Source organism: Novosphingobium sp. (assembly GCF_032093395.1).
In the GTDB taxonomy this organism is placed as follows: Bacteria; Pseudomonadota; Alphaproteobacteria; order Sphingomonadales; family Sphingomonadaceae; genus Novosphingobium.
In genome coordinates this window covers 48,257-62,267 of record NZ_DAMDBA010000005.1, presented here as the reverse complement: position 1 = coordinate 62,267, position 14,011 = coordinate 48,257, and the positions used below count along the sequence as shown (strand labels likewise).

17 protein-coding genes are annotated in these 14,011 nt (G+C 64.4%); 6 read left to right on the top strand and 11 right to left on the bottom strand.

Annotated features, from left to right (window positions below; genetic code table 11):
- Positions 1-5 precede the first annotated feature (5 nt).
- The 3 genes from RT424_RS03225 to RT424_RS03215 form a co-directional block, all read right to left on the bottom strand.
- Entirely contained in the window at positions 6-464 is a 459-nt protein-coding gene (locus RT424_RS03225; RefSeq protein WP_313434502.1) for a DUF2497 domain-containing protein, read from the bottom strand.
- An 83-nt stretch (positions 465-547) separates the two neighbouring features.
- The gene (locus RT424_RS03220) at positions 548-2,002 is read right to left on the bottom strand and encodes a TolC family outer membrane protein (protein WP_313434500.1); all 1,455 of its coding nucleotides are present in this window, start codon (positions 2,000-2,002) and stop codon (positions 548-550) included.
- A 2-nt stretch (positions 2,003-2,004) separates the two neighbouring features.
- Positions 2,005-2,598, bottom strand: a complete 594-nt coding sequence (locus RT424_RS03215; RefSeq protein WP_313434499.1) for a protein-L-isoaspartate O-methyltransferase — start codon at positions 2,596-2,598, stop codon at positions 2,005-2,007.
- Between the two features lie 288 nt (positions 2,599-2,886).
- Here RT424_RS03215 and RT424_RS03210 point away from each other — a divergent pair, with 288 nt between their 5' ends.
- The 3 genes from RT424_RS03210 (at position 2,887) to RT424_RS03200 (ending at position 6,605) form a co-directional block, all read left to right on the top strand.
- Positions 2,887-4,410 carry a fumarate hydratase gene (locus RT424_RS03210; RefSeq protein WP_313434497.1) on the top strand — a complete coding sequence of 508 codons (1,524 nt, stop codon included), beginning with the start codon at positions 2,887-2,889 and terminating at the stop codon, positions 4,408-4,410.
- A 136-nt stretch (positions 4,411-4,546) separates the two neighbouring features.
- Positions 4,547-5,851, top strand: a complete 1,305-nt coding sequence (locus RT424_RS03205) for a histidine kinase (protein WP_313434495.1) — start codon at positions 4,547-4,549, stop codon at positions 5,849-5,851.
- Entirely contained in the window at positions 5,844-6,605 is a 762-nt protein-coding gene (locus RT424_RS03200) for a LytR/AlgR family response regulator transcription factor (protein ID WP_409521431.1), read from the top strand. Before RT424_RS03205 ends, RT424_RS03200 begins: the two co-directional genes overlap by 8 nt.
- A 99-nt stretch (positions 6,606-6,704) precedes the next feature.
- Here RT424_RS03200 and RT424_RS03195 read toward each other — a convergent pair whose 3' ends face one another.
- Positions 6,705-7,037 carry a UrcA family protein gene (locus RT424_RS03195; protein WP_313434493.1) on the bottom strand — a complete coding sequence of 111 codons (333 nt, stop codon included), beginning with the start codon at positions 7,035-7,037 and terminating at the stop codon, positions 6,705-6,707.
- 288 nt (positions 7,038-7,325) lie between these two features.
- On the opposite strand from RT424_RS03195, the gene RT424_RS03190 reads away from it, so the two are divergent.
- Genes RT424_RS03190 through RT424_RS03180 form a run of 3 tightly spaced genes read left to right on the top strand, consistent with a single transcriptional unit; the run spans position 7,326 to position 9,410 of the window.
- Positions 7,326-7,592, top strand: a complete 267-nt coding sequence (locus RT424_RS03190) for a hypothetical protein (protein ID WP_313434492.1) — start codon at positions 7,326-7,328, stop codon at positions 7,590-7,592.
- A 50-nt stretch (positions 7,593-7,642) separates the two neighbouring features.
- Positions 7,643-8,533 (top strand): diacylglycerol kinase family protein, encoded by an 891-nt coding sequence (locus RT424_RS03185; protein WP_313434490.1) that lies wholly within the window; start codon positions 7,643-7,645, stop codon positions 8,531-8,533.
- Complete coding sequence (locus RT424_RS03180) at positions 8,523-9,410, top strand: metallophosphoesterase (protein ID WP_313434488.1); 888 nt, start codon at positions 8,523-8,525, stop codon at positions 9,408-9,410. The genes RT424_RS03185 and RT424_RS03180 overlap by 11 nt, the downstream gene beginning before the upstream one ends.
- Before the next feature lie 102 nt (positions 9,411-9,512).
- Here the strand turns inward: RT424_RS03180 and RT424_RS03175 are convergent, their stop codons facing one another.
- From RT424_RS03175 to RT424_RS03145, 7 genes are all read right to left on the bottom strand, one after another.
- Entirely contained in the window at positions 9,513-10,229 is a 717-nt protein-coding gene (locus tag RT424_RS03175; RefSeq protein WP_313434486.1) for a GIN domain-containing protein, read from the bottom strand.
- Positions 10,230-10,255: 26 nt separating this feature from the next.
- Complete coding sequence (locus tag RT424_RS03170) at positions 10,256-10,822, bottom strand: HAAS signaling domain-containing protein (protein ID WP_313434484.1); 567 nt, start codon at positions 10,820-10,822, stop codon at positions 10,256-10,258.
- Positions 10,812-11,183 (bottom strand): PadR family transcriptional regulator, encoded by a 372-nt coding sequence (locus tag RT424_RS03165; protein WP_313434483.1) that lies wholly within the window; start codon positions 11,181-11,183, stop codon positions 10,812-10,814. Before RT424_RS03165 ends, RT424_RS03170 begins: the two co-directional genes overlap by 11 nt.
- Before the next feature lie 212 nt (positions 11,184-11,395).
- Positions 11,396-11,917 (bottom strand): 30S ribosomal protein S9, encoded by a 522-nt coding sequence (rpsI, locus tag RT424_RS03160; RefSeq protein WP_313434482.1) that lies wholly within the window; start codon positions 11,915-11,917, stop codon positions 11,396-11,398.
- On the bottom strand, positions 11,917-12,396 hold the full coding sequence (gene rplM / locus RT424_RS03155) for a 50S ribosomal protein L13 (RefSeq protein WP_054442085.1): 480 nt from the start codon (positions 12,394-12,396) through the stop codon (positions 11,917-11,919). The genes rpsI and rplM overlap by 1 nt, the downstream gene beginning before the upstream one ends.
- 154 nt (positions 12,397-12,550) lie before the next feature.
- Complete coding sequence (gene cutA, locus RT424_RS03150) at positions 12,551-12,883, bottom strand: divalent-cation tolerance protein CutA (protein ID WP_313434479.1); 333 nt, start codon at positions 12,881-12,883, stop codon at positions 12,551-12,553.
- Complete coding sequence (locus RT424_RS03145; protein ID WP_313434477.1) at positions 12,880-13,968, bottom strand: COX15/CtaA family protein; 1,089 nt, start codon at positions 13,966-13,968, stop codon at positions 12,880-12,882. Before RT424_RS03145 ends, cutA begins: the two co-directional genes overlap by 4 nt.
- Between the last annotated feature and the right edge of the window lie 43 nt (positions 13,969-14,011).

The following is a 14,011-nucleotide window of genomic DNA, read 5'->3' as shown; positions in this document are numbered from 1 at the left end:
CGATATTAGCCCTTCTTGCCGACGATCCGCGCGATTTCCGCAGCGACCAGGCGTTCGACCATCGGCGGAAGGTTCTTGTCCAGCCACTCTGCAAGCGCGGGTCGCAGCAATTCGCGGGTCAGGGCCTCCAGCGAAGTCTCGCCAGAGCGCACGATCTGCGGCGGAGCGCTGGGCTCCGACAGCATCGCCAGAGCCGCCAGCGATTCCCGCATCGAGTTGCGGGTGATGTCCTGAAGCAGCGCCGGTTCGTCGGCGGCGGGTTCGTCCGGCGCCAGCTGCGCGGTTTCGGCAAGGTCGAGCACGTCGTCGTCCTCTTCCTCCAGCATGACGGCGCGCAGTTCCTCAATGCCGCGACGCTGGCGTTCGGCCCTGTCGGCACGGGTATCGACGCGCGCGTCCCGTGCGATCACCTGCTTGATCGACTGGAGTATCTCCTCGACCGAAGGTTCCCCGCTCTGACGCATGTCGTTTTTGCCCCTGCTCGCGGTCCGGGCGAAGTATGAAGCCCGGACGCGACGAAATATCCGCTCCGAATCGGAGCAGCTGATCACTGTTGCCGAATGTTCCCGTCCTGCACCGGCGTGTCAACGGTGCGGGTGGATCGCGCCACCGGCGCGGGGTCGTTGCCCCAGTCGAGGAACTTGCCCTTCACCCGGTCGTAATTGACCTCGGGATCGTAGAGAATCCCGCCGTCCAGGTTCAGATCGCGTGCTTCGGCCTTGCCCATGGCGGCCAGCAGGGTAAAGCCGGCGACATAGGCATTGCGCCGCGCCGTCACGAGCGTGACCTGGGCGTTCAGCAGTTCCCGCTCGGCGTCCAGGATGTCCAGGATCGTGCGGTTGCCTACCGAGTTTTCCGCCCGCACGCCTTCGAGGCTGAGCGTGGTGGCGTCGACCGCGACCTGCGAGGTGCGGATCAGGTCGTTCGAGGCGACATAGGAGGTATAGGCCGAGCGGACTTGTGCGATCACGTCGCGCTCGGTGGCGATTTCCTGCTCCATCGTGGCCGAGGCGGTTGCCTGCGCCTGACGCCTCCGCGCGGCGGGAAGCCCGCCCTGGAACAGCGGGATCGACAATCGCGCCCCTGCCTGCGCGGATGAATCGCTCTGCGAAATGTTCGCGTTCACGGCACCACGCGCCAGCGTGTTGAAGTAATTGTTGTAAGTGCCCTGGCCGAACAGGCTCAATGTCGGCAGGCGCCCGGCACCGGCCACGTCGATATCCTTATCCGCCGCGCGGCTGCGCTCGCGGGCGCCGATCAGGTCCGGATTGGAATCGAGCGCGATGGTGGCGGCTTCCTCCGGGCTGGCTGGCAGGCTGGGCAACGGCGGCGGTGCTTCCAGCACTTCGGGCGCATGGCCGACGAAACGGATGTATGTTTCGCGTGCACTGACCAGGTTCGCCTCGGCCGTGCGCAAGTCACCCTGCGCCACTGCCAGGCGCGATTGCGACTGGGCCACGTCGGTGCGGGTGAGGTCGCCGATCTCGAAACGGTCGCTGGTGGCCTGGAGGTTGGTCTCCAACACGCTGACGTTCTTGCGGTTGAGCCCCACGATCGCCTCGGTGCGGATCACGTCCATATAGGCCGCGACGACTTGGGAGAATACCGAAGCCTCGGTGGCGCGCAGATCGGCTTGTCCCGCGAGAACGCGGATCTTCGCCGCCTTGACGCCGTTCTTGACCGAACCGCCGGAATAGATCGGCACACCCAGTTGCCCATCGGCGGTGAAGATCTTCGACGGTGCGGTAAGCGAGTTTTCGCTCTGCTTCACATTCCTGACGAAGGTTTCCGTCGTGCTGAGGCTGGGCAGGCCCGGTGCACGTGCGATCGGCACGCCTTCGTCGGTCGCGCGCTGCTGGGCGCGCGCGGATTCCAGCGTGGGGTTTGTCTGGTAGGCGGCAACGAGCGCATCGCGCAGGGTATCGGCCAGCGCCGGAGCGCTTGTTGCCAGTGTCAGACATCCCCCCGCGAGCAGCCCGGCACGCAACGCGAACCGGGCCATGCTCAGAAGCTCCAGTTTTTGGGAGCCGCGAATTCAGGCAGAACCGGAATCCCCATTTCGATCAGCGGCAGCAGCGAAACTGCACCGGCGGCCTTCACGCCCGATGCCAGGCGAGTCACGCCACGCTCGACCAGACCGGTGACCACGCGGCCGCCGTCTGCCACTTGCGCGGCAAGGGCGGCGGGAAGCTGTTCGACGGCGCCGTCTACCACGAGAAGCGAATAGCCGCCCTCACCTGCCAGATCGGCAGCCTTGGCGGGATCGACGATGGTAAGCGAACCGGCCAGCGGACGCAGCAGCGCGGCAAGATAGCCGTTTTCTTCACCCACGAGCAGGACCTTGTCCTCGGCTGTGGGCGCGGCTTCCGCCAGCAATTTGCCATGGAACAGCGGCGCGGCCAGGAAGCGGCCGTTTTCGAGCGGAATCGCACGGTCGATATAGGCGGCATCGCGCATCGCGGCGGGCACGAAGTCTTCGCGGGCGACGGCGGCCATGGCGCGCAGCACCCAGGGCTCGTTGACGCCGCTGGTGCGCAGCTGGCTGACGATCATCGCGTGACGTGCTTCGGTGGCGGACCGATCCTCGGTCAGGGTCATTGCGGCCTATTCCTCATGCTGTCGCGGGAAAGGACGGCGAGACGCCTGTACCCCCGCAAAATACGGACTTTATGGGGGGCCTTCTAGGCGAAGCCGCGATTTAGGCCAAGTGGTTTGAAAGTCCTTGGTCGATCAATCGTGACGCTTTGACGATGCCGTTCCCGAATGCGCAACCGGCGACGCGTGGAACACAAGAATCGTCGCGTGAAATGCGCTTTTGCGGAAAAACCAAAGCGCGTCTAAGGAGGCCGCAAAATCACGCGATCCGAAAAACGGGAGCACAATTCCATGACGCAGATGGTGACGATCCGCGAAGACGACCTCATCGAGAGTGTTGCCGACGCCCTCCAGTATATCAGTTACTTCCACCCGATGGACTATATCCGCGCGCTGGGCGACGCCTACGAGGCGGAGCAGGGCCCGGCGGCCAAGGACGCCATCGCGCAGATCCTGACCAACAGCCGCATGTGCGCGGAAGGGCATCGCCCGATCTGCCAGGACACCGGCATCGTCAACGTCTTCATCGAATGGGGCCAGAACTGCCGCCTCGAATCCGAGAAGTCGTTGCAGGAAGTGGTCGATGAAGGCGTGCGCCGCGCCTACAACAATGCCGAGAACAAGCTGCGCGCCTCGGTGCTGGCGGACCCCGCCTTCACCCGCCGCAACACCAAGGACAACACGCCTTCGGTGCTCTCGGTCAGCATGGTTCCGGGATCGAAGGTCTCGGTGGACGTCGCGGCCAAGGGCGGCGGCTCGGAAAACAAGTCGAAGTTCAAGATGATGAATCCCAGCGATTCCATCGTCGACTGGGTGATCGAGATGCTGCCCCAGATGGGCGCCGGCTGGTGCCCGCCGGGCATGCTGGGCATCGGCATCGGCGGCACCGCCGAGCACTGCGTCAAGCTTGCCAAGCAGAGCCTGATGGAGCCGATCGACATGGCCCAGCTGAAGCAGCGCGGCCCCCAGAACGATATCGAGGCGCTGCGCATCGAGATCTTCGACAAAGTGAACGCCCTCGGCATCGGCGCGCAGGGCCTTGGCGGCCTTGCGACCATCCTCGACGTCAAGATCATGGACTGGCCGTGTCATGCCGCGGGCAAGCCCGTCGCCATGATCCCGAACTGCGCCGCCACCCGCCACGCGCACTTCACGCTGGACGGTTCCGGCCCGACGTTCCTGGAAACCCCGAACCTCGACGAGTGGCCGCAGGTGGAGTGGGCTCCCGATGCCGGCGCGATCCGCGTCGACCTCGACACCCTCACCCCCGAGATCGTGCAAAGCTGGAAGCAGGGCGACCGCCTGCTGCTGAACGGCAAGATGCTGACCGGCCGCGACGCCGCACATAAGCGCATTGCCGACATGCTGGCCAAGGGCGAGGAACTGCCCGTCGATTTCAAGGGCCGCGTGATCTATTACGTCGGCCCGGTCGATCCGGTGCGCGAGGAAGTCGTCGGCCCCGCTGGCCCGACCACCGCGACGCGCATGGACAAGTTCTCGGACACCATGCTCGACCTCGGCCTGCTGGCCAGCATCGGTAAGTCGGAGCGCGGCCCCGCCGCCACCGAGTCCATCGCCAAGCACAAGTCGGCCTACCTGATGGCCGTCGGCGGCGCCGCCTATCTGGTCGCCCGCGCGATCAAGGAAGCCAAGGTCGTCGGCTTCGCGGACCTCGGCATGGAGGCGATCTACGAATTCACCGTCAAGGACATGCCGGTGACCGTGGCGGTCGATTCCGAAGGCAAGAACGTCCACCAGCTCGCCCCGCTGGTATGGAAGGAAAAGATTGCCAAGGAACACCTGCTCCCGGCGTAAGATCGAGCCGATCCGGCGGTTTCGACCGCCGGATCGGCCACTCCCTGCGGGCCGGTCCGTCGAAAGTCGATGAAAGTCGATTCCGGCTCGATCAGGGAACTGGCGCTGAGGGCTTTTTTCGCGCTATCTCCTGAGGATGACGACCCCCGAGACGCCTGTCTTCCTCCAGCCGCGGGTACCCGCGCGGCTTGTCCTGATTTCGTTGGCCGCGCTCTGGGCCTGTTACTTCATCGTCGCTACGCTGCGCGGTGTCGTGCTGGACTACGACATGAGCTGGCCCATGGTCTCGCGCCGGCTGACGATCTGTATCCTGTCGATGCTGCTGATGGCGGCGGTCTGGCCCTTGCTGCAACTGCTCGATCGCAGGTCGGCAGGCGCGCGGTTCGTCGTGGTGCTGGTTGGCGCCCTGCCACTTTCGATCGCGCTGACGCTGATCAACGACGCGATCTTCGCCGACATGAATGCCGAGAAGGACGAGCACTACGAGCAGCAGGAGGGCAAGGATTCCGGAAAGGACTCGGGCAATGTCCGGATCAGTCGGGACGACGCGGGCAATATCCTGGTCGACCTGCCCAAGGGCGCCACGCCACGGCCCGGAGCCAGTGAATCTTCCGCGGCCGATGGCGAGGAAGGCGGTCCGGCTTCCGCCGAGAAGTCCGGATCGGCGATCACCGTCTATACCGAAAAGGTCTTCGGCGAAGAGTACGACCACTGGGCGAGCAAGGCGGATACCGCGTTCGGCCGCTATTTCCTGGTGCTGGCCTGGGCGGCGCTCTACTTCGCGCTGGTGAAGGCGGAGGAAGCCCGCGCGGCCGAGTGGCGCGAGGGCGAGTATCGCCGCGCCGCGCAGGCCGCCGAACTGCGATCGCTGCGCTATCAGGTCAATCCGCACTTCCTGTTCAATACGCTCAATTCGCTGTCGGCACTGGTGATGATCGGCAAGCAGGACGATGCCGAGAAGATGATCCAGAATCTTTCGACTTTCTACCGACGAACACTTTCCGGAGATCCCACCAACGATCTTGCACTGGTAGACGAGATCGAGTTGCAGGAACTCTATTTCGCGATAGAGGCCGTACGGTTTCCGAATCGATTGTTAACGACGATTGATGTTGACGATTCCGTTCTTGGTGCAATGGTGCCGGGCATGATCCTGCAACCGCTAGTAGAGAATTCGGTGAAATATGCCGTCGCGGCCACCCAGAAGCCGGTGACGATCGCCGTGCGCGCGCATCGCGATGGCGACATGCTGGAATTGAGCGTGACCGACGACGGACCGGGATGCCCGGAAAACAGCGGCGGTTTCGGGATCGGCCTGAGCAACGTGCGGGACCGGCTGCGGGCGCGCTATGGCGATGCGGCGACGCTCGTGTTCGGCAAGCGCTCGGAAGGCGGCTTTGCCACGGTCCTGAGAATGCCCCTGGAGTCCGGTTTTGCCTGAACTGATCCCCGAAAACGCTCCTGTCTCGGGCGCACCGCTGCGCGCGCTGATCGTGGACGACGAGCCGTTGGCCGTCGAACGCATGCAGGTGATCTGCTCGCGCATACAAGGCGTGTCCGTGATCGGCACGGCCAGCGACGGGCAGGCCGCGCTGCGCCTGATCGAGGCGCTTACCCCTGATCTCGTGCTGCTGGACCTGACCATGCCGGAAACAGACGGCCTCACCGTCGCCCGGCGCCTTTCCGGAAAGCCCGACGCGCCGGCGGTGATCTTCGTGACCGCGCATGACGAGTTCGCCGTCGAGGCCTTTGACCTCGACGCCATCGACTATGTGTTGAAGCCCGTGGCACCGGATCGGCTGGAGCGGGCTGTAGGCCGCGTCATGTCCCGGCGCGGCGACCAGCGCACCGCGCCCGCCAGCGAGTGGCTGGAGGAATTCTGGGTACCGCATCGCTCCGAACTGGTGCGCGTGCCTGCGGCCGACGTCGAGCGCATCGATGCCGAGCGCGACTATGTGCGGCTCCATGTGCGGGGGCAAAGCTATCTCTTGCTCCAGACCATCACCAGCCTGGAAGAGCGTCTGGACCCGGAGCGGTTCATCCGCATCCATCGCAGCTGCATCCTGCGCCGCGATCATGTGACCGGATTGCGGCACGAAGGCCTGGGCGTATGGTCGGTGGAAACCGCAAGCGGCGATGCCCTGCGCATCGGCCGGACCTACCTGCCCACGGTAAAGAAAATGGCGGGCCGTTAAGGCCCGCGCCCACAGTAAAGAAAATGGCGGGCCATTAAGGCCCGCCAGGTCGTTCTCTATTATTTTTTAGGGACTTCGGGGGAGCGTTCGGCGCTCGGTTCAGTTGCCGACGGCCAGGCGCTGGGCGCTTGCCTTGTCGACTGCGCTGGCTACCTGCGTGCTCACGTCCGACCGGGCCTTGTCGTAGCAGGCGGTGGCTTCGGAGCTGCGGATACGCGATCCGGTAGTGACGGCGCCGACGTTGCAGACATCGCGAGCTGCGGTGTCGATCCGGCGCTCCAGCTTCTTCTGACCTTCCGGCGTCGAGAGGTTCAGGTCGGAATAACGCACTTCCACGTCCTTGGCGAAGGCGGGTGCGGGGGCAGTTGCGGCAGCAGCGGCACCAAGGGCAAGTCCGGCAGCGGCGGCGGCGATCAGGTTGGTCTTGAACATCGTCTCTTCCTCCTCAGGGTGAGCCGTGGGCAGAGAGTTCATCGCGTCCGGCTCGGTGAATCCTGTTTGCCTCCGAATCGCGCCCAGTTCATGCGAGGCTCGACCGCCACCCGTTTCACTTCGACGAAAGCCGGGGCCAGGGGACGAACGACGTAGGACATCGACGAACGACGTTCGTCCGGTCGGCAGTCGTCGGGAAGAAAGAGTTCCGAATCGGGAATGGACGGATCCCATCCGTTACGCAGGCTGGCCCTCCCGATGGATCCGCGATATCTATTGTATGGACTTATGGGACTTGTGATCGTCTTCTTCCTTGGCGTTCTTAACTTCGCCGCGCACAAGGCGGTGCTCGAAAGCGGGCACCGATTGCTTTCACAGGCGCCGTGGTTCTTTCAGCCCCTGGGCGGCCGGTTCAGCCTCGTCGTCGAGTTCGTCCTGCTGCTGGGCGCGATGATCGCCATTGCCGGGGGATCGGCGGCATGGTCCTGGATCTATATTCTCTATTCGGCCCTCAACGTAGCTTCGGCCTGGCTGATCTCCAGCGGCCGCGTATGATCGGGAACGGTGATCGGGAACCCTGGCGGGCTGGATAGGTTTCTGGCGGCATGACGCAAAACGACAGCTCCAACGCCGGATCTCGCCTCGATGCCGGGCCGACCGTCTGGCTCGTATGCAACGCGGCAAGCGGCAGCAACGACGATGCTTCCGTGGCGCAAGTCGTGGAGGCGCTGGGTGAAGCCGGCTTCCCGGTGGACCGAACGATCCGCTTTCCGGACGAGGAGGCGCCGACCCCCGCCGTGCTGGATGCCGCGCAAGTGGACCTTCTGGTGGTTTTCGGTGGCGACGGCACCACCCATTCCGTGGTTTCGGCGGCAAGCGGCTGGAGCGGTGCGGTGCTGGTGCTGCCGGGCGGCACGATGAACATGCTGCCCAAGCGGCTTCATGGGGATTTCCCCGCGGTCGAGATCGTCGCGCGTCTCGCCACCAGCACGCTGGAAACCACGCGGCCGACCGTCATTGCAAGCCGTCACGGCACCGGCTTGACCGGCGTGCTCGCCGGCCCCGGCACGATCTGGAACGAGGTGCGCGAAGCGATGCGCGCGGCCAGCATCGTCGATTTCGTAACCACCGCGCGGGAGGCGATCGCCTGGTCCACCAATGGCCCCAAGGTTTGCTGCGCAGAAGCCGATTGCGGCCGCGAGGAAGGCTATTCCGCCATCACCGTCACTCCGGATACGGATGGGCTGGAGGCGAACGGCTATTACGCCGAATCGCTGGCCGACTATGCCGGACAGGGGATCGCCCTGCTGAATCGCGATTTTCGCGATGGCCCCCACGATTCGCTGGGAAAGCATGCCCGACTCAAGCTGGTGTGCCCCGATGGCGAGCCAATGGGCCTATTGATCGACGGCGAACCTTTCGATGGCGCGGCAGAGGAGGAGTTTTACCTCGCGACTTGCGAGGTCGATCTGGTAACGACGCGCAATGCTTCGTGAAAACTACCTCTCGCCGGGCGAACCGATCCGGCTGTTCCATTTGAGCGACATACATTTCGGACTGGAGGACCAGCGCGCGATCGACTGGGCGAAGTCCTGCATCGAGCGCGAAAAGCCGCATGCGGTAGCCATCACCGGCGATCTGACGATGCGCGCCCGGCACCCTGAATTCGATGCCGCAACGCATTGGATCAAGGGGCTCGACGTGCCGGTGACGGTGGAGGTCGGCAACCACGACATCCCCTATTTCAATCTCTATGAGCGTTTTTTCGCGCCCTACAAACGGTTTCGCGCGATCGAAAGCATGGTCGAGGCCGAACTTCATCTGCCGGGCCTTGCCATCGTTCCGCTCAAGACCACGACGCGCGCGCAATGGCAGCGCTTTCCCTGGTCGAACGGCTGGGTGACCGAAAAGGCGCTCGACGATACGCTGGCCGCTATCGACGCCCTGCCCCCCGAAACTCGCGTGCTGGTGACGGCGCACCATCCGCTGACCGAGCGTCGTGCCAAGGACAACAAGCTGCTGACCATCAACGGCACGCGAACTATGGAAGTGTTGGCCGGGCGCAAGGTCATGGCCGTGCTGTCCGGGCACATTCATGACGCTTTCGACCTGACGGCGGAAACTCCTGCCGGGCCGCTGCGGATGATCGGGGCCGGAACCCTGTCGAAGCGAATTCGTTCGACTCCGCCCAGCTTCAACGAGATCACCATCGACGGCGACCGGATCGTGGTGGTTGCCCGCAACCTCGAACATGTGCCGACATCGGCCATGCAGATCGATCAGGTTCCCGAAAACGCGCTGCCCCCGCGCGAGCCGGACGAGCCCGTTGCGCCGGTGGGCGCCGTGCCGCCGGTAGATCCGCCGGTGCACTAATCGGGAAAATGAAAGGGCCGCACCGTCGAAACGGTGCGGCCCTTTTCTTTCATCGAGACGAATATGCCGCCGCGAACCGGCGGCGGCGTTCCATCCCGAAACTTACTTGTAGTCGTGGCTGACGTTGCCGATGCCGTTGATCTCGCTCTTGAGGTTCGCGGGCTTGCGCACCAGCGTGACGTTGCCAATGCCGTTGATCTGCACGTCGACATTGCCGCTGGCGCCGATGACCATGTTGCCGGCGCCGTTCACCCGGATCGTGGCATCCTGCACCTGCAACTTGGCGAAATCGAGGCTGCCGGCGCCGTCGGTGGTGACGGCCAGCTTCCGGACCTTGCCCGAGGCATCGAGGCTGAGCGCGCCGTTGCCGTTCACCGTCAGGCTGTCCTGATCGAGGCCGGTCAGGGTGACGTCGCCCGGCGCGTCGAAGTCGAGCCCCTCGATCTCGGGCGCGGTGATCCGCACCTTCAGGCCCTTGCGACCATGCCAGTCGCCCTTGATGGCGAGACGGCCGTTCTCCCAGGTCAGGCGATCGACCAGCTTCTGCGGGCCGGTGACGACCATTTCAGCCTTGTCGCCCTTGGTGAAGACGAGCTGGACGGGCACGTCCATGGCGAGGCGGGCGCCGGGCTGGATCGCGAAGTTGCGGGTGATCTGCGGGCTGTTCGCGGCTTCGTCGTCGTCGCCGATGGTCCAGTTAAAGTCGCCTTCGTTCACGTCGCGGCGGAACTTGTCCCCGCCGACGACCCAGGCTGCGCTGAAGGCGACGATCGTCAGGATCACGCCGCTGGCGAATACGATGAGCAGTTTCCTGAACATCACTTGGTTCCTTTCTCTCGTGCTTCTCAGTCTTCGGGATGGATGGCGGGTTCGAGCACGCGATAGTGCAGGCGGCCGAACCACATGATGGCGTTGATGATCCAGATGCTGACCAATGTCAGCAGAGCGGCAATCGCCACGGCGGCGCTCATGGTGCCCAGCCCGCCCAGGATCGCGACCAGCGCGCCTCCCGGAAAGCCGCTGAATGGCCCGGCGATCAGGATGAACCCGCCTGCCAGGAATGCGGCCAGAGTAGCGACGAAGAGGCCGAACATAACGCCCAGTATGGGCAGCACGATCGGCATCAGGATCAGAATGTCGATCGTGGCAAGGCCCATGAAGGCCAGGATCGCGCCCCAGGCCGATGACGGCGAACGCGCGCTTTCCCAATTGCGGAAGCCCGCTTCGAAGCGCAGTTCCCGTGCGAGGCGGCCTGGATCGCCAAGGGCGGCGGCCACTTCCTGTTCGCTGCGGCCTTCGGCGGCTCCGGCTTCGAAATGCTCTTCGTAGTCGGCGACGATTTCGGCGACGACGTCTTGCGGCATGCCCTTGAGGCCGGCCTTCAGGCGTCGGATGAACTCGTTACGCGTCATGGCTGGGCTCCTCTTCGATCGGCTTTCCAGCGGGTGCGGCAAGCCTGCCGTCGAGCAATCCATCGACAGCGGCGGTGAAGCCGCGCCATTCCTCGGCCTGTTCGGCAAGGCGGCTGCGGCCGGTATCGGTGATGCGGTAATACTTGCGCGGCGGGCCGGAGGGCGATTCCTCAAGGTAGGTGGCCACTAGGCCATCCGACTGCATGCGGCGCATCAGCGGATAGATCGTGCCTTCCCCCATATCGACCGCTGCGGCCATGCGGCTGGCGATCTCGTATGCGTAGCTATCCCCCCGCGACAGCAGAGCGAGCACGCAAAGACCGAGCACTCCCTTCTTCAGCTGTACTTCGATTTCGGACATCGAATCATCTCCTGCGGATAAGGAGTGTATATAGACAGCTACTGTGTAACGCAAGGTACCTTGCTAAGATTGATATAAGGCATCGCCAGATACCTTGCAGGGAAAGGTATCTGGCGATGATCAAGCGGGTAAGGCCTGATAAACGGGCACCAAAAAAGGGCCGCGGTTTCCCGCGACCCCTTTTCGTAAAGCCGAAGCTCTCGGTGAGCGAATTAACGCTTCGAGAACTGGAAGCTACGACGTGCCTTCGCACGGCCGTACTTCTTACGCTCGACGACGCGCGGGTCGCGGGTAAGGAAGCCGGCTGCCTTGACGGCGGCGCGCAGGGCGGGCTCGTACTTCGAGAGCGCCTGGGCGATACCGTGCTTCACGGCGCCAGCCTGGCCCGAAAGACCGCCGCCCTTGACGGTGGCGATCACGTCGTACTGGCCGTCACGACCAGCAACCTGGAAGGTCTGGTTGATGACGAGGCGCAGGGTCGGACGTGCAAAGTACACTTCCTGGTCGCGACCGTTGATGATCACCTTGCCGGTGCCGGGCTTGACCCACACGCGGGCCACGGCGTCCTTGCGGCGGCCGGTGGCATAGGCGCGGCCGTAGGCATCGAGCTGCTGCTCGCGCAGCGGGGCGTTCGACACGACGGGCTTGAAGGTTTCTTCCGCGGTTTCAGCGGCGGCGACTTCGCCCAGGTCCTTGAGGTCGGACAGGCTCTGTACGGTTTCGGTATCGGACATTACGCGCCAACCTTGTTCTTGCGGTTCATGGAAGCGACGTCGAGCGCTTCGGGCTGGGTGCCACCGTGCGGGTGCTCGGTGCCGGCGTAGAGGTGCAGGGCACGCATCTGGTCACGGCCGAGCGGACCACGGGGGATCATGCGCTCGACAGCCTTTTCAAGCACGCGCTCGGGGAAACGACCGGCGAGAACCTTGTCCGCGGTCACTTCCTTGATGCCGCCGGCGTAGCCGGTGTGCTTGTAGTAGGTCTTGTCGCCAAGCTTCTTGCCGGTGAACTTCACCTTCTCGGCGTTGATCACGACGACGTGGTCGCCGCAATCGACGTGCGGGGTGAAGCTCGGCTTGTGCTTGCCGCGCAGGAGGTCTGCGATGACGACCGCGAGACGGCCAACCACCAGACCCTCGGCATCGATCAGATGCCACTTCTTTTCCACCTCGGCCGGCTTGATCGACCGGGTGACCTTCGTAAGCGCCTTCATGGCTGGTCTATCCCTAATGTTCAGGTCGCGGGAGCCGAATCGATCGCTTTCACGAATCTCCGGCACCGCGGGAAGGCGGCCAAATCGTCGAAACCGGCCTCCAAGTCAAGCAGACTGCGGCTTTCCAGAGAGGTAAAATAATACCGTTAAAGGTTTAAAGGGGAGCAATGCCGGCCAGCCAGGCCACGGTGCCCGGCGGCGAGGCATCGCAGCGCCAGCCCAGTACGGCGGGCTCCTCGTAAGGATGAAGTTCCGCCAGCCGGGCCACCGCGTGGTCGAGCAGGGCCACGTTGGTCTTGACCAGCAGGCCGAATTCTCGGGCGGTGTCCTTGGCGCCGTTCCAGACGAAGACGGAAGTCATGCCGGGCAGCAGGTTGCCGCAGGCCGCAAGGCCCTCGTGCAGCAGGGCGTCTACCGCCGAGCGCGCGCTTTGCTCGTCCGGGAAGGAGCACCAGATGAGGGCGGGGGTCTGTCTGTCCCCCTTCACATTCCAAGACCCACCTGATCGCGACGGCCGAGGCAATGGGCGCCCCATACCGTCGCGGCGACCAGCAGCGCACCGCAGAGCTGATGCGCTACCGCCAGCCAGAGCGCCACGCCCGACCATACGGTGAAGATTCCCAGCAGCACCTGGGTGCCGAAAGCGGAATGCACCGCGATCGAGGCCATGCGGGCGTGCCGGGCCTTGAGGCGGCGGCCCATGACCACCAGCACGATGACGACGGCCCAGGCCCACCAGCGATGGACGAAGTGCGTGAGGAAGGGATCGTTGACCAGCGCGTGAAGCGCGCCGCCCGCCCATTCCACGCCTTCCGGAAAGAAAGTGCCCTGCATCAGCGGCCAGGCGTCCATGCTGAACCAGCCCATGCCCGCGACGTAGCCCGAGCGCAGGCCGGCCACCATTGCGCCCATGAAAAGCTGGAAGAACAGCATGCCAAGGACCACGCCGCTGAAGCGGGTCACCCGCGCCGGAGCCTGCCCACGGCGCAGTTCGCGAAGATCGAGCGCGGTCCAGACGAGGCCGCCCAGCGTCGTCAGCGCCACCAGCAGGTGCGCAGCGAGGCGGAAGTGATTCACCCGGTCGGCCGCCTCCGGGGTGAGGCCGGAGGAAACCATCCACCACCCCACCACGCCTTGCAGTCCGCCCAGCGCCAGCAGTGCGACAAGGCGCGACTTGTAGCCCAGCGGGATCGTGCGCTTGTACCAGAACCACGCGAGCGGCAGCGCGAAAGCCAGGCCGATGAGGCGCGCCAACAGGCGATGGACCCATTCCCAGAAGTAGATGAATTTGTACTGGGCCAGCGACATGCCGGCCGGCCCATTGACATCGATATATTGCGGGATCTGCTTGTAGCGGGCGAACTCTGCCTGCCATTGCGCGTCGGTCAGCGGCGGGATCGCGCCGGTCAGCGGCTTCCACTGGGTGATCGACAGCCCGGATTCGGTCAGCCGGGTTATTCCCCCGACCGCGACGATGAGGACGACCAGCGCGGCCACGATCAGCAGCCAACGAACCATGGGGGCGATATCGTCGGCTGTGCCGAGGATGGGGCGACCGTCTGAAACTCTCATGGCGCAAATCCCTGCGATCTTGCGACGAATTGCGCAAGAGGCG